The sequence below is a fragment of the Butyrivibrio sp. NC2002 genome (assembly GCF_000702265.1).
GTDB lineage: Bacteria > Bacillota > Clostridia > Lachnospirales > Lachnospiraceae > Butyrivibrio.
The window spans coordinates 691,965-707,250 of the sequence record NZ_KL370880.1 but is presented as its reverse complement, the minus strand read 5'-3'; the positions used below and the strand labels follow the sequence as shown (position 1 = coordinate 707,250).

Sequence of the window (15,286 nt, the reverse complement as noted above, 5' to 3'; positions counted from 1 at the left end):
ATATATATCATTATATCACAATTCTATCCCAAATAAAGGATTCAGAGCCTCTTAAGTTTGACCAATGATCACTCCTTATTCCTGTTTCAAAGCATCGATCGGACTCATTTTTGCAGCCCTTTTTGCAGGATAAATCCCGAAAAATATACCATCTGCCACAGATATAGCAACTACCAGCAGAACATTCATAGGATCGATCACAGGCGGAAAAGACATGAAATTACTTGCTATTTTAGTAAAGAGAGCTCCCATAGCCATCCCGATAAATCCGCCTATAAGTGTAATAAGTGCAGACTCTGTCAAGAACTGGATCATGATATATGCAGTCTTTGCTCCGAGAGACTTTTTGATTCCGATCTCTCTTGTTCTTTCCGTAACCGAAACCGTCATGATGTTCATGACTCCGATACCACCTACAAGCAGAGATATCGCTGCTATTAGTGCAACTACCATCGTAACAATATTCAGGATCTTGTTATAAGCACCCGCTATACTTGCAAAGGACTCAATAACGACCGCTCCTTCTCCTCGAAGATCCAGCATATTTTCCACAATACTCTTCACCTTCATGGCTGTATCATCGGCCTGTCCCTGCTGTGTGTAAATTGCAAAGCTTGTAAAGTTTTCACTTGCAATATTGAACTTCTGAGTCATTATCGTATAGGGCACAAAGAATTCAATTATATAGTAGTACTGTTCACCCTTCTTTCTCGCAGCTTTGGCCTGGGCAACATCTTCATCGGAGCTTTTCAGTACACCGATTATTGTCAGTTCAACGCTTTTACCCTCAACTTCGATAGAAATAGTCTTATCCAGAACATCATCTGTTCCAAACAGCAAGATCGCCGACTGCTGGGTTGTCACGCATACAAGTGAAGCTGATTCAACATCATCATCTCTAAAAAACCTTCCCTTGCATATGCCGTGAGAGGAATCCCTTGCTATAACAGGAGTTCCACCCTTAACACTACAATAGAAATCGGTATTATCCGTGAGATTTGCGTATGTTGAAAAAGAAGGAGTTATTCCATAAGCCTCAGGAGTAACCTCCTCAATCTGTTTTAACTGGCTTATCGTCAAAAACTTACTTGTCTTTTTCTGATCAATATTGATCGTAACGGCGCCGGATGTAAAATCATCCAGACTTCTGTTTACATAAGCCTTCATTCCATTACCGATAGCCAGTATGGTAATAACCGACGCTATTCCGATGATGATACCGAGCATGGTAAGGAATGATCTTCCTTTATTTTGTTTTATACTTAAAAATGCAGTTTTCAGATATTCCATTTATCAGTTCCTCGAAAGAGCATCTATAGGCTTAAGCTTTGCAGCCTTCCTTGCAGGATAAATACCAAAAAACAATCCTATAAAAATTGAGAACGCAGCAGCTCCAATTACCACCACCGGGTCAACTGCAATAGAAAATTCAAGTACCTTGCAGATGATCTGAGCTATAACAAGACCTAAAACCACTCCGATCACCCCTCCCATAAGAGAAATGATTGCAGACTCTGCAAGGAACTGAGCCATGATCGAACCTGTTCTTGCGCCGATGGATTTGCGTATTCCGATCTCCCTTGTTCTCTCAGTAACAGATACCAGCATGATATTCATTACACCGATTCCGCCAACAAGAAGCGATATCGCAGCCACCAAAGATACAAACATTGTTATGGCGCCCATTATCGAGTCCACCTCACCGGATACATCGGACATGCTTGTATAATAAATAGCATTCTGGCCTCTAAGTCCCTTTTTGTTTTCAAAAAATGATGCAATATTTTTCACTATGGAATCCGGTTCATTCTGTGGCCAGTATATTTCCATATTGTAAAATTTTGATATATCTGCGCCAAACACCTGGCTGTACGTCGTGATCGGCATCTCCAGCATTGCAGTATAGCCCTCGATCTCCATCATCTGCATGATGGCATCGCTCCAGTTTTCCTTGATACCTATTACTTCAAGTTCAACAGAAGATCCACCTATTGTCAGTTCAACCGTTCTGCCGATCGCATCCTTGGTTCCAAAGAGATGAGTAGCATCATTTTCCATCATGACACATACTCTGGCATTTTGCTCCACCTGCTCCTTGGTAAAATACTTTCCTTCTTTTATCTTTGTTCCAACAGTATTCTGATATGCTTCCCCTGCACCATAAACATAAGCATCATAGGTACCTCTTGTACCGCCTACATATCCCGAACCCGTAACATAGAATGTTCCACCTAAAAGAGTTGGAAACTGTTCAAGCATTGCATCTATATCTTCCTGCGTAAACAGATCGTCGGTTGCTGATTCGTCTATATAAATTGCAGCCACATTTCCGCCAAGCGAATTCATTTCATTGGACACATAGGATGCCATGCCTCTGCCCAGAGTTATTACAGCAATTACCGAAGCAATTCCGATAATGATGCCAAGCATTGTTAGTCCGGTGCGCATCTTATTTCCACGGACATTTTTTATGGCGCTTTCCAGATATTCCAGAAATTTATCCATATCCGTTTAATCCTTTACAGCAACTACTTTGGTTCCCGCTTCAAGAGTACTGATATCAGTGGTTACGATCTCGTCACCTTCACTTAGTCCCTCTTCAATCTGAGCATCAGTACTGTTAGTAAGTCCAAGTGTTACATTTTTTCTTACAAGAACTCCGTTTTCAATAACATAAACATAATCGCCTTCCGAATCTGTTCCTATGTATTCAAAAGGAAGTACAAGAACTCCTTCGGCTTTATCTGTGTGGATTTTATTACTTGCTTCCACGCCAAGGATTATCTTATCGTCAGGGTTTTTGATCTTTATCTGTGCATTGACAACAGGCACTCCGCTTGAATTGTTGGTTGCTGCACCTGAAATCTGAGCCACTTCGCCTTCATAAGTTGATCCGTTAACTGTTATGTCAACTTTCTGTCCAAGTGCGATCTTAGGTATATCTGATTTGGAAATCTGTATATCAACTCGTACGTCATCAGTGCTTTCGATCGTAAGAAGCTTGGTGCCCGGAGTGGTTGTCATACCTTTTTCTGCGGCAACTTCTGTAACTACTCCGCCAAAGTCAGCTTTTACTCCGCCTTCAACTTCTTCAATGTCTTTTATGCTGCTACTGCTCTCAAGTTCACTGATCTCTCTCTGAGCCTCCATGGCGCTCTTTTCACCTGAAGTAAGTCTTGACTGTTCTACAGAAGCCTGTTCAGAAAGCTTAGCCTTTTCCTCATTAAGAGCTGTTATCTGTCTGTTCCACTCCTGGATCTCAGGATCATTCTGAAGCGCATACTGAACTTCTGCTATAGCATTCTGAATCTCAAGTGACATCTGGTTACCGTTTTCAGCAGTTCTTTCATTGGGAGCATTATTTTTATCGGTAACATCATAGCTGTCTGATATTCCGTTCTCATCAACATCTCCGCTTACCTTCTGCAGATCGGTAAGTGTCCTGTTCATCCTGGTTGTTTTCTCTGTTATCTTGTTATTAATGTCATCTATTTCAGCTGTTATCTCGTCAAGCCTTGTATTGATATCGTGAATGCTGTTTCCCACAAGGACATCTGTAGCCTTATTATTCTTTTCAATGCTTCCGCTGTAGTTGCCGTTAGCCTGTGTAAGATTAAGCTCCGCCTTCTTTTTTTCATTTTCAAGGTCCTCTGCATCATAGGCATATAAAACATCGCCTTTTTCGACCCTGTCGCCCTTCTTAAACTCAAAGGTATCAAGAGGCGCAGAAACTGTTGCATAATAAGTCTTTGTCTCATCAGAAGCAATATTGCCGCTGATGGAAACGACAACTTCGATATCACCTTTCATTACCGTATCAGTAGTAACCGGTATCGGTGCGTTTTTGGAAGTGATATTTCTAACTATGAGCAGGGCTACGATAACACCTGCTGCACCTATTATCAGATATTTCTTTATCCCCTTCTTTTTTGCCCCGTTACTTGCATTTTCACCCTGTTCTTTTTTCTTGAAAAAAGGACTCATAACTTCTCCCTTCATAAATAGATGTTGTCAAAAAAGTTTATTCTTCATATTTATCATTAATTACATCGCTTAAGATCTTTCCATCACCGATAGTAATAATTCTCTTTGCTCTGCTGGCAATCCCCGGGTCATGTGTTATAAGGATGACCGTTCTGCCTTCTCCATGCAATTTCTTTATTATGTCTATAATTTCCCTGCTGGAGCCGCTGTCCAGATTGCCGGTGGGCTCATCCGCAAGAAGAATAGGCGGTGCCTGGGCTATCGCTCTTGCTATTGCCACTCTCTGCTGCTGACCTCCTGACAATTCGGAGGGTTTGTGAGTCATTCTGTTGGCAAGTCCTACTCTTTCAAGAGCAGTCTTTGACAATTCCATGCGAGTCTTTTTGGATACTCCTCTGTACATAAGAGGCAATTCCACATTTTCTATCGCAGTAAGTGATGGTATTAAATTAAATCCCTGAAAGATAAATCCTATCTCACGGTTTCTGACATCAGATTGTTCGTCATCCGTCATATGAGAAACATCTGTCCCGTGAAGCATATATTTGCCACTTGTAGGGGTATCAAGACACCCCAGCATGTTCATAAGGGTGGATTTTCCGGATCCGGATTGACCGATTATTGCTACGAATTCCCCTTCATCAATCGTCAGGCTAACGTGATCAAGAGCTCTGACTTCATTTTCGCCGGGATCATATATTTTACAAACGTCCTGTACTTCTACCAGTGCCGGCATCGTTACCTCCTCATTTTCAAAATACACTCTGGATTTCTGTTTTTCTTCAGAAAAACAAAAAAACTATAAACTGAAAAAATCATACCTAAAAAATATAACGAAATCAATCTGTAAAAGTCTTCATTAATTATTTTCAGGCCGAAACCAACAGTGATTTCGGCCTGATTAAATTTACTAATTATTACTTTGCAAGAAGCATCATGATATCATTGCTTCTCTGAACGAACTTAGTCATAGACTCAGCATCAAGAGGAGCATTCTGGATTCTCGCAAGATCATAGAGCTGCTCGCAGATAGTATTTACATTCTCGCCCTCTTTGTTTTCCATTACATACTTAACAAGAGGATGGTTTGCATTAAGAACAAGTGTAGCTCCACCCATTCCAAGATCGCCCATCATCATTCCGTTAGCAGCATACATCTTCATCATATCCTGCATACGACGTGTTTCCTCAGAAACTGTAAGCATTGAAGAAATCTTCTTGTCCTTGAGCTTTTCTACCTTCACAACAAGCTGCTCATTGTGAAGAGCCTTCTTCATCTTTTCTCCGAGATCCTTCTCAATCTCCTCGAACTCAGCTGCTGCCTTTTTAGAAGTCTTTGACTTAAAAGTATCTGTAAGATCAGCATCGATTCTCTGGAATCTGATATCCTGATTCTTAGCTTCAAGTTGCTGGATAAAAGGAACATCTATGTTGTGGTTCAAAATGAAAGCATCCATCTTCTGAGCCTTGAACATGTTGATGTACTGGCTCTGCTGCTGTTCATCTGTTACATAGTAAATAGTGCGAGGCTCTTTTTCTTTTTCTTCTTCCTTTTTATCTTCAGTAGCCTTATTCTCATCAGCATTTACAGGCTTGCCTTCTGCATCGACAACATCAGCTTCTACCTTATTGCCATTCTCGTCAGTTGCCTCATCCTTTGCTGCAGCTTCTTCAGCTTCCTTGTTGATCTGAAGTGCTTCGGGAAGTGTTAGATATTTTCCATCCAGATTCTTAAAGAGGATGTAGTCATTCATCTTCTCGCAGAACTTATCGTCTTTCAAGCAGCCGTACTTGATGAAAGGAGATATATCTTCCCAGTATTTGTCGTAGTTCTCCTTATCTGTCTTGCAAAGTCCTGCAAGCTTTTCAGCAACCTTCTTTGAAATATAATCAGAAATCTTCTTAACAAATCCGTCATTCTGAAGAGCACTTCTTGAAACGTTAAGCGGAAGGTCAGGACAATCAATAACACCCTTAAGGAGCATAAGGTATTCAGGAATAACTTCTTTAATGTTATCAGCAATAAATACCTGGTTGTTGTAGAGCTTTATCGTACCTTCTGCAGATTCAAATTCCATATTGATCTTAGGGAAGTAAAGGATTCCCTTTAAGTTGAAAGGATAGTCCATGTTGAGGTGGATCCAGAACAGTGGCTCCTTGTAGTCACGGAATACTTTTCTGTAGAATTCTTTGTACTCGTCATCAGTACAATCCTTGGGTGTCTTAGCCCAAAGAGGATGTGTATCGTTAACAAGCTGAGGTCTTCTGCGGATCTTGAGCTTCTTCTCTTCTTCCTTGTTTTCCTCTGAAGCTTTGTCGGAATCAGCTGCATTTTCTTTCTCCTTGGGCTCGATAACTTCGATCACAACATCATCATCGCGCTTCTCAGATTCCTTGATCGTCTCAGTACCTTCTTCGTTTTCTCTTGAAATATAGATTTCATAAGGCATGAATGAGCAGTACTTCTCAACTACTTCTCTTGCCTTATACTCGTTGCAGAATTCAAGGCAGTCATCAGACAGGTGAAGAGTGATCGTTGTACCGATCTCCTTCTTCTCTCCGTCCTTCATCTCGAAATCAGAACCGCCATCGCAGGTCCAGTGAACAGACTCTGCATCGGATTTATAAGAAAGTGTATCAATCTCTACATAGTCAGATACCATGAATGTTGAATAAAAGCCAAGACCAAAGTGACCTATGATCTGGTCTGCGTTTGCTTTATCTTTATATTTGTTAAGGAAGTCGGTAGCTCCTGAAAATGCCACCTGGTTGATGTATTCCTCAACTTCTTCTGCAGTCATACCAATACCGTTATCTACGATCTTGATAGTCTTGTCCTTATCGTTAAGAATGATGTCTACGCGAGGTTTATAACCATCGGGAAGAGTGTACTCTCCCATCATATCCATCTTCTTTATCTTTGTGATAGCATCACATGCGTTTGAAATTACCTCACGGTAAAATATGTCATGGTCTGAATATAACCACTTCTTTATAATCGGGAACATGTTCTCGGAATTGATTGAAAGATTACCTTTTTTGTCCATTTGTGTTGCCTCCGTATATAGTGAATATTGTTCTGTTCTATTTTAAATAGAATACCCACAAATATGAGTTTAAAACCACAGGACCTAAAAGTCAATAAAAAATTAGCACTCATCAAAAATGAGTGCTAACAAATGTATTTCTTGCCAGTTCATGCTCTAGAAGTAATTGTGATATACATCAAAAAATGAGGTGGTTGTTACATTTTCGGATTCTTCTGATTTTATGTTGTTCCACAGATCCGTATTAAGTGTTTTGGAGAGTGAAGCCGTGAACGCATCATATTGCTCGCCAAAAACTTCTCTTTTTCTCTCCTCTACTATCCTTACCTTGTTGGCCTCAGTCTCCTCTCTGTTAAAGGTACTGATGCACTTAAGGATCACATAGGAATCATTTGTCTCAATTATTCCGCTGACTTCTCCCGAATCCAGGTCAAATGCGGCGTCTTCTATGATCTTATCAACTTCACCCTTGCCGAATGATACAGTGCCCTCATCAGCCTCATTATACTGCTCCATAAGTACGTCAAAATCAGCACCTTCATTTATCTGATCAAGAATGCTCCTTGCATTATTTAAAATGATTGATTTTTCCGAGTCGCTGACAGATACTTTCTCACCCTGCGAATCAAGTGTGTAAGTCTTAAAAACTATCTGTTCTACCGTAATGGTTCTTGCTTCATCATCGCTTATTTCAGGATTAATGTCCTTGATAATATATTCATAGAGCTTATCGGCAAGTGCATATTCTTTGTACAGATTCTCTATCTGGTCCTTTGTGACATTCTTCATTGCACTTATCTCTTCACTTGTAAGAGAACCATAATACTCCTCTGCCGCACTCTTTGCCTGGGAAATCTCCTGGTCGGAAAGTTCTATTTCATTTTCCCTTGCGAGCAGATTCATTGCCTTTACCTGGGCAAGTGTCGAAAGACAGTTCTTCTTTACTTTTTCATCGAAGCTTTCGCCATCAGTTGTTGTATCCCATATACCCTCTCCAAAGCTGTTTTGATATGCATCTTTGGAATTCACATAATAAACCATGAACTCTGGGAGGGTACATGACAGATCCTCTATCCTGAATAGCTCATCTCCGGTAAAACCTGTTGTCAGTACTATCTTTGTATTGTCCAGTTCTCCGCAGCCTGCGGATGTAAAAGCAAAAACACCTGCCATCATGATAAGCGCTGTATTTTTTATGAAATAGCGAAAGATCTTAATCCCCATTATGTTTTATGCGTTACTCCTCTTTTCCAAAATGCTGCGTGCAACCTTAAGGCCGTTTGCACTTGCCTGCTGAAGTCCTCTTGTTATTCCGGCTCCATCACCAATTGCTCTAAGATGAGCTATACTGGTCTCAAAATCCTTATTTACAATGACCTTGTTGGAATAGAATTTTACTTCCACACCGTAAAGAAGTGTCTCCTCAGAAGCAATTCCGGGAGTTACTTTATCAAGGGCCTGGATCATCTCATCAAGATCAACCATTATTCTGTGAGGAAATACAAGCGATAAGTCACCGGGTACAGCATCCTTAAGTGTAGGAATGAGATTGTTTCTTGCAAGTCTCTCATCCGTAGTTCTTCTGCCCCTCTTAAAATCGCCGTATGTCTGAACAAGGATTTTGCCATCGCAGAGCATATTTGCAAGCTCAGCTATTTTTTTACCATATTCTATAGGCGTTTTAAAGGGCTTGGTGAAATTCTTGGATACAAGCAGCGCAAAATTGGTGTTATTGGTCTTGTATTCCTTGCTCTTATATGCATGGCCGTTAACAACAGCAAGTCCGCCCTCATAGTATTCGGTAGCTACTTCACCTGAAGGATTTGTGCAGAAAGTACGCACCTTGTCGTCAAATGTTGGAGTATGATATATAAGCTTGGCCTCATAGAGATTTTCATTAAGGCTCTGCATGATCTCATCTCTTACTTCAACTCTTACTCCGACATCAACGGTTCCCGGTTTTGTTTCAATTCCGATCTCCTCGCACTGTGCTCTGAACCAGTCAGCACCTTCACGACCCACAGCAGAAACTATCTCATCAGCTTTTATTACATCTCCGTTATCAATTATAGCTCCGACAGCCGTGCCGTCCTCTACAATGATCTTCTCAACCATTGTATTAAACATCAGCTCGACTCCGCTTTCCTTGAGATGTTCCTGGAGCTTACTGTATATCTTGTAGCCTTCCTCTGTACCAAGATGTCTTATCGGACACTCGACAAGCTTGAGGTTTGCATTTATTGCCTTGCGCCTTATTTCCCTTATCTGTTCTGCTTTGTCAATGCCGTATACATTGGTATCTGCGCCGAATTTAAGGTAAATATCATCGGATTCTTTTATCAGTTTGGTAGCTTCGTCATAGCCTAAGATGTCCGGAAGAGTTCCTCCAACATCCGGAGAAAGCGACAGCTTACCATCCGAAAAAGCACCGGCTCCCGCAAAACCTGTTGTTATAGAACAGGGCTTGCATCCCATGCACTTTCCGGTTGTACGTTTTGGACACTGTCTCTTCTCAATTGAACGTCCCTTTTCAATTATCATTATCTTAAGATCAGGCTCTTTTCTTGCAAGTTCATATGCACAAAAAATGCCTCCCGGTCCTGCACCGATAATAAGTACATCAACCTTTCTTTCTGCCATTTTATCCCACCTTTCTTTTTAACAGGGCAAAAAGGGCTGCCACAATAAATTGTAGCAGCCGCCCCGCAAATTACTTCTTTTTTAAGTCCTTGATCATTTTTTTGCTGCCGGTTTCTTTGCCGGTGCTTTCTTGGCTGTAGTCTTTTTAGCTGCAGGCTTCTTTGCAGAAGCTGCCTTTTTAGCCGGAGCCTTCTTCTGTGCGGGTTCCTTTGCCTTTGCGCCAAGTCCCTTTAAGAGGTCAGCTTTTCTAAGATCACCTTCAGCACTTATCTTTCCTGTAAGATATGCATTTACAAAATCTGTCTTGCCCTCAAGGATCTCCACAAGATCAGCTGCAGATGTATATACAAGAATGTCTCTGTCGAAGTACTCATAAGGCTCAACATTAATCTTACCATCATCAATCTCAACATAAAAAGCGCCTTCGCCCTCTCCTGTGATATTGAACTGGAAAGCAGCGTGCTCCTTTACTCCGCTAACATCAACATCCTTTGCTGCTTCTTTGACTTTTGCAACGATTTCTTCGTAGGTCATTTTGTCCTCCCCTAATAAAAAATTAAAAATTTTCCCATTCCGGGAATCTATCAGTTATCAGCGGCTACTGCTGCGATACTGCACCGGTGTCATGCCGTATTTTTTCTTAAAGAGTCTGTTGAAATGCTCAACATTCTGGTATCCTGCTGCTTCCGCAACGCGTTCTACCTTCATGTTTCCGTTCTTAAGAAGGATGCTGGCTTTCTTAAGTCTGATCTTCTTGACGTTCTCGCCAAAAGTCATGCCCGATTTCTCTTTAATATATTTTGACAAATACGGCTTAGAGAGATAAAACTCTCTCGAAAGATCATCAAGAGTAACTGTAAGATAGTTCTCCTGAATATAATTAAGTATAGCACTAATTCGTTCATCTTTGGCATCTGTACTTGATTTTACCTGATCAAGCTGATTCACAGCAACTGTAAGCGCATTTATTGAGGATCTGATGATATCCTCGTCTATGCCAACTCCCCAGAACTTACTGCCGCCACAGGTTATGCCAACGTAGGTACATGCCTTGGAGGATGAACCTCTGCTAAGCGCATGTTCCTCATAAACAGAGAGCTCATAGCTGATATTGAAGTAAAGCTTAAAAGCATTACTTACCGCATCGAGACGACCGTTTCCGTTAGCCTCAATAACATGCTCTTTTCCTGCATGAGAGATCGTAACCTGGGCAAGTATTCCGTTTACCTGCTTAAAATGAACATCCAGTACCTTGAATACTGATTCGTTGTGAACATATTTATCTTCGAATATCTGATAAATACGTCCGGGTGCAAGCTCGGCATGTTCTCTGTCGGATACGTCCTTGATAGTGTAGCTGACATCCGCCTGCATTTCCCTAGGCACCATCATACCATAATTTGTCTTAAGAATATAGCTTACGCCACCTTTTCCTGACTGAGAATTAATTCTGATAACGTCGCCGTCATATTCTCTTCCAAGATCCTTGGGATCGATCGGCAGATACGGAACTGTCCATATACCATTATCTTTTCCTGCTTCATGCCATGAAAAGCCCTTACTGATAGCATCCTGATGAGATCCGGAAAATGCTGTAAACACAAGCTGTCCTGCGTAGGGCTGGCGCTCAAATATGCGCATTCTTGTAAGTCTCTCATAGGTTTCGCCTATCTTATTAATATTGCTAAAATCAAGTCCCGGATCTACGCCGTGAGAATACATGTTGATTGCAAGTGTCACTATATCAACATTACCGGTTCTTTCTCCGTTTCCAAAAAGAGTACCCTCTATTCTGTCAGCTCCCGCAAGGCATCCAAGCTCCGCATCACTGATGCCTGTTCCTCTGTCATTGTGAGGATGAAGTGAAAGAGTTACAGCATCTCTGTATTTCAGATTTTTATGTATATATTCAACCTGAGTTGCAAAAACGTGAGGCATCGCAATCTCAACCGTTGTGGGAATATTGATTATAACCTTGTTCTCTTTTGTAGGCTTCCATACATCAAGAACCGCATTGCAGACTTCTACTGCATAATCAACCTCTGTTCCCGGGAAACTCTCTGGTGAGTATTCAAACGAAAAGTTTCCGCTTGTCTCGCTTGCAAGCTTGGCAAGAAGCTTTGCTCCATCAACAGCGATCTGTTTGATATCCTCTTTATTCTTTTTAAATACCTGCTCTCTTTGAGCAACCGAAGTGGAATTGTACAAATGAATGATCGCCTTAGGCGCACCTTTAACCGCTTCAAAGGTTCTCTTTATGATATGCTCTCTTGCCTGTGTAAGAACCTGAACGGTTACATCATCGGGAATCATGTTCTTCTCGATAAGAGTACGCGCAAATTCAAACTCTGTCTCAGATGCAGCAGGAAATCCAATCTCAATTTCCTTAAATCCGAGTTCAACGAGCATGGTAAAAAACTCAAGCTTTTCATCAAGACTCATAGGCTCGATAAGTGCCTGGTTACCATCTCTTAAATCCACACTACACCAGATAGGCGGATGATCTAAATAATCTTTTTTTACCCAGTCATAGGAAATCCGGGGTGGCATGAAATACTGTCTCTGATACTTTTCGAAATTTTTCATAACGTCCTCCTCAAATATTGTGGCAAGATAAAAATCATATGTACTTTTTGATATTTTTTATTTTAACACCACAAAAAATAAATAATAGTGGTAAATTTAATCATTTTTATTGATTTATTTTAATGTAGTGAACCTGGGGGACGGGGTTAGGGGACCATTTTCTGAAAACGCAATACAATACAATTTGCCAGAAAATGATCCCCTAACCCCGTCCCCTAGTATCATATATTATTCTCTATCAGCTTTTCTTTTCCGTCTTTCTTAATCTGTCCTTTCTCCTTTTGGAGCTTGTTATCATGATGGTCAGCTTTCTCGTTACCTTTATTCTCCCGCTTTTTCAGATCATCTATAGAGATAACCTTGGTACCTTCCTTATGCGCATCCGGATTATTATTCTCTTCTTCAAAAGAATCCGCCTCCACAAACTCCTCACCATTCACATTGATCACTTCTTTTTCATTCTTGTTTATGTTTACTTTCTTACTTTGTGAGTTGTCATTTTGCGGCTCATCTTCCGGCATAAGAGCACTGTTTTCTTCGATGATATTATTTTGCTTAGGTTCTTCATTTTCGGAAGCATTATCCGCGCCTCCTTTAAAATAATTGTAGACCTTATTGGTGACTCTTTTGATCATTCCTCCTGCGATCTTTGCACCTGTTATCGCAATATTAGTAACAGGAGCAACTGCATCATCAACGATTTTTCTTATAACCTTAAAAGTGTAAGAACCAACTACATCTCCGACATGTTGACTCCACATATCTCTTGGACTTGCATCAGCAAGATTATACAGATTCTTAGCGTTATAGCTTTCATTTGAAACATATTCCTGATCCCGCAATACTCTGTCTACAGCATCCTTAGAATACCTTTCATTAAGCACTCCTCTCATTCTGTTTAATGCATCGCGCTCTTTTTTTGCATCAAAAGGATGAAAGAGATACTTGTTAAAAAATCCTCTCTTGTTATAACGTTTTCTTAATTCTCTAACCTCTAAAACCGCCTTTACGACTTCTTTATCATCAAGTCCCTTTCCGGCAGTCAGACCGCTGTTCATCTTTTCATTAAAGTCATGCTCTATTTCAGCGGGTTTCTTATTTTTGAAAACCGCAAGTGCTCTTTCTCTATAAAGTCTTAGTTCCGACTCATGCAAAATGAAAGAAGATCCGTTTTTATCAAAGCTCTTTTTGGCACGATCATAGCGCTTCTCTTCTTTTGCAGTCATGTCTTCAGGTTTTAGCGCACTGCTCATAGGATCCGGCTCATGCGACGATAATCGCATCGGAACAGCCAGAACATCCGCATCATTAGCAAGCTTTGTCGTATATTCGGAAATAATATCTTTCATCATCCCCGTAGCTTTTGTAAGAGTATTATCCAAAAGTTCAGTGGATAGCACTCCGTTTTCATTAGCATTTGTGGAGATGAACATATACATTTGTTCAATTTCTTCCTTGAATGCAGTCTTTAATATATACGGCATGATCATCTCGCGCCATTCAAAGTCGTTAAACCTGTCACCCGCACTGCGAATAGCCCTTTTTACTTTTTCCATAAAGTATTGGCTGTTAAAATCGTACCCTGTCTGTGATTTGAGTTCTGCAATTTTCTCTTCATTAAGATAAACGCCGCTAGTGACAATGTCATGCTCTACATCATATGCAGTCATGTTGAATTTAGTATCTACAAGCTCTGCATTTTGTATCACCTCGGCGCCTTTGTTAAACGCAGCCGCAGTTGCCTTTTTAGCACCTGCAGCCGCATAAACTTTCATTTTGTCTCTTATAAAGCCTGTCTTGATTCCCGGATAGAAATTCTTGCCCATAACTTTGACAGGAGCCGCAAAAAAATTCGAATCAGAAGTTGCATTTTCCACTATTTCCGGTATCACTTCCCCTGCTGATGAAATAGCTGCTTCTCCAACTCCCATATATGAGTTGTAAAAAAGTTCATACAATTTTGTCCATCTATGCTCTCTCCCAATAAGCTTTTGTTTCCACCTCGGAACTTCATTAATAGGCATATCTTAACTCCTTATTAAATCTCTTTAACCCACAATCCATGCAGATTACAGAATTCATACGCAGCTTTAGCTTTTTCGCCGTCAGCTAAAACAAATTCTGCCACCGGCTTATCACCGGGTTTCAGATCCTTCTGCATGAAGCCTTTATCTGTTTCAAGCCAGATATATTGGATATAATGAGCATCCATCATGGGATGTTCAACTTCTCCTACCTGAACTGTTATCTTATTTCCGTCAACAGTTACAACAGGCACATGCTTCTCATGCGCGCCGTCTGTAGCACCGGGAACAAGCTCAGTCATTGGAGCCCCGCAGCAGACAGGATTGCAAGCTGCATCATTTATCTTAATAACAAAACTACCGCATTTTTCGCACTTATAGAATTTCATTGTTTTCCTCCTTTTTTTATGAAAAATTGATCAGTAATTCTCTGCCTTGATCTGGAAGTATGACTGAGGGTGATTGCAAACCGGGCAAACCTCAGGAGCATCAGGTCCTATAACAATATGACCGCAATTTCCGCACTGCCAGATACAGTCGCCGTCTCTTGAAAATACAATCTTGTCCTCGATGTTTTTAAGGAGCTTTTTATATCTCTCCTCATGCTCCTTTTCAATTGCAGCTACACCTTCAAAAAGTTCTGCTATTTCATCAAATCCCTCTTCTCTGGCTGTCTTTGCAAATGAAGGATACATCTCCTTCCACTCATAGCTTTCTCCTTCGGCAGCTGTTTTCAGGTTCTCAATAGTTGACCCGATTCCGGTAAGTATCTTGTACCATATTTCGGCATGCTCTTTTTCATTTGCAGCCGTCTCAGCAAAGATATTGGATATCTGGACAAATCCATCCTTCTTTGCCTTCGAAGCAAAGAAAGTATACTTATTTCTCGCTTCTGATTCTCCCGCAAAAGCAGCCTGAAGGTTCTTTTCTGTCTGAGTCCCCTTCAAATCCTCTGCCCTGCATCTCCATTTGTTGTTGTCTGCCATTAAAAATCTCCTCCTTTCG

The 15,286-nt window shown here is 40.9% G+C and carries 12 protein-coding genes; all 12 read right to left on the bottom strand.

All coding sequences use genetic code 11. From position 1 onward, the window contains the following. Nucleotides 1-75 precede the first annotated feature (75 nt). A complete protein-coding gene (locus T543_RS10195; protein ID WP_035768060.1) occupies nucleotides 76-1,290 on the bottom strand; it encodes an ABC transporter permease in 1,215 nt (404 codons plus the stop codon). A gap of 3 nt (nucleotides 1,291-1,293) precedes the next feature. After that, nucleotides 1,294-2,505, bottom strand: a complete 1,212-nt coding sequence (locus T543_RS10190; protein ID WP_035768057.1) for an ABC transporter permease — start codon at nucleotides 2,503-2,505, stop codon at nucleotides 1,294-1,296. A 6-nt stretch (nucleotides 2,506-2,511) separates the two neighbouring features. Further along, nucleotides 2,512-3,984: an efflux RND transporter periplasmic adaptor subunit gene (locus T543_RS15300; protein ID WP_051638688.1), complete on the bottom strand. Its 1,473-nt coding sequence runs from the start codon at nucleotides 3,982-3,984 to the stop codon at nucleotides 2,512-2,514. A 37-nt stretch (nucleotides 3,985-4,021) separates the two neighbouring features. Further along, a complete protein-coding gene (locus T543_RS10180) occupies nucleotides 4,022-4,720 on the bottom strand; it encodes an ABC transporter ATP-binding protein (RefSeq protein ID WP_035768054.1) in 699 nt (232 codons plus the stop codon). A 181-nt stretch (nucleotides 4,721-4,901) separates the two neighbouring features. Beyond that, nucleotides 4,902-7,031, bottom strand: coding sequence for a molecular chaperone HtpG (gene htpG / locus T543_RS10175; protein WP_035768052.1), 2,130 nt, complete (start codon nucleotides 7,029-7,031; stop codon nucleotides 4,902-4,904). Between the two features lie 156 nt (nucleotides 7,032-7,187). Next, nucleotides 7,188-8,255, bottom strand: coding sequence for a peptidylprolyl isomerase (locus tag T543_RS10170; protein WP_035768050.1), 1,068 nt, complete (start codon nucleotides 8,253-8,255; stop codon nucleotides 7,188-7,190). Between the two features lie 6 nt (nucleotides 8,256-8,261). Beyond that, nucleotides 8,262-9,671 (bottom strand): NAD(P)/FAD-dependent oxidoreductase, encoded by a 1,410-nt coding sequence (locus T543_RS10165; protein WP_035768047.1) that lies wholly within the window; start codon nucleotides 9,669-9,671, stop codon nucleotides 8,262-8,264. 93 nt (nucleotides 9,672-9,764) lie between these two features. Next, nucleotides 9,765-10,205: an SCP2 sterol-binding domain-containing protein gene (locus T543_RS10160; protein WP_035768045.1), complete on the bottom strand. Its 441-nt coding sequence runs from the start codon at nucleotides 10,203-10,205 to the stop codon at nucleotides 9,765-9,767. A 57-nt stretch (nucleotides 10,206-10,262) separates the two neighbouring features. After that, on the bottom strand, nucleotides 10,263-12,257 hold the full coding sequence (locus tag T543_RS10155) for a 2-isopropylmalate synthase (protein WP_035768042.1): 1,995 nt from the start codon (nucleotides 12,255-12,257) through the stop codon (nucleotides 10,263-10,265). 221 nt (nucleotides 12,258-12,478) lie between these two features. Continuing rightward, entirely contained in the window at nucleotides 12,479-14,281 is a 1,803-nt protein-coding gene (locus T543_RS10150) for a hypothetical protein (protein WP_035768038.1), read from the bottom strand. A gap of 14 nt (nucleotides 14,282-14,295) precedes the next feature. Then, nucleotides 14,296-14,670, bottom strand: coding sequence for a desulfoferrodoxin family protein (locus T543_RS10145; RefSeq protein WP_035768035.1), 375 nt, complete (start codon nucleotides 14,668-14,670; stop codon nucleotides 14,296-14,298). 30 nt (nucleotides 14,671-14,700) lie between these two features. Next, the gene (gene rbr / locus T543_RS10140; RefSeq protein WP_035768032.1) at nucleotides 14,701-15,267 is read right to left on the bottom strand and encodes a rubrerythrin; all 567 of its coding nucleotides are present in this window, start codon (nucleotides 15,265-15,267) and stop codon (nucleotides 14,701-14,703) included. Nucleotides 15,268-15,286 lie beyond the last annotated feature (19 nt).

What these genes read in the sequence shown, in the direction of transcription:
- T543_RS15300 (WP_051638688.1), bottom strand. Translation starts at nt 3,984, where the DNA reads ATGAGTCCTTTTTTCAAGAAAAAAGAACAGGGTGAAAATGCAAGTAAC.
- T543_RS10165 (WP_035768047.1), bottom strand. Translation starts at nt 9,671, where the DNA reads ATGGCAGAAAGAAAGGTTGATGTACTTATTATCGGTGCAGGACCGGGA.
- T543_RS10180 (WP_035768054.1), bottom strand. Translation starts at nt 4,720, where the DNA reads ATGCCGGCACTGGTAGAAGTACAGGACGTTTGTAAAATATATGATCCC.
- htpG (WP_035768052.1), bottom strand. Translation starts at nt 7,031, where the DNA reads ATGGACAAAAAAGGTAATCTTTCAATCAATTCCGAGAACATGTTCCCG.
- T543_RS10170 (WP_035768050.1), bottom strand. Translation starts at nt 8,255, where the DNA reads ATGGGGATTAAGATCTTTCGCTATTTCATAAAAAATACAGCGCTTATC.
- rbr (WP_035768032.1), bottom strand. Translation starts at nt 15,267, where the DNA reads ATGGCAGACAACAACAAATGGAGATGCAGGGCAGAGGATTTGAAGGGG.
- T543_RS10190 (WP_035768057.1), bottom strand. Translation starts at nt 2,505, where the DNA reads ATGGATAAATTTCTGGAATATCTGGAAAGCGCCATAAAAAATGTCCGT.
- T543_RS10155 (WP_035768042.1), bottom strand. Translation starts at nt 12,257, where the DNA reads ATGAAAAATTTCGAAAAGTATCAGAGACAGTATTTCATGCCACCCCGG.
- T543_RS10145 (WP_035768035.1), bottom strand. Translation starts at nt 14,670, where the DNA reads ATGAAATTCTATAAGTGCGAAAAATGCGGTAGTTTTGTTATTAAGATA.
- T543_RS10150 (WP_035768038.1), bottom strand. Translation starts at nt 14,281, where the DNA reads ATGCCTATTAATGAAGTTCCGAGGTGGAAACAAAAGCTTATTGGGAGA.
- T543_RS10195 (WP_035768060.1), bottom strand. Translation starts at nt 1,290, where the DNA reads ATGGAATATCTGAAAACTGCATTTTTAAGTATAAAACAAAATAAAGGA.
- T543_RS10160 (WP_035768045.1), bottom strand. Translation starts at nt 10,205, where the DNA reads ATGACCTACGAAGAAATCGTTGCAAAAGTCAAAGAAGCAGCAAAGGAT.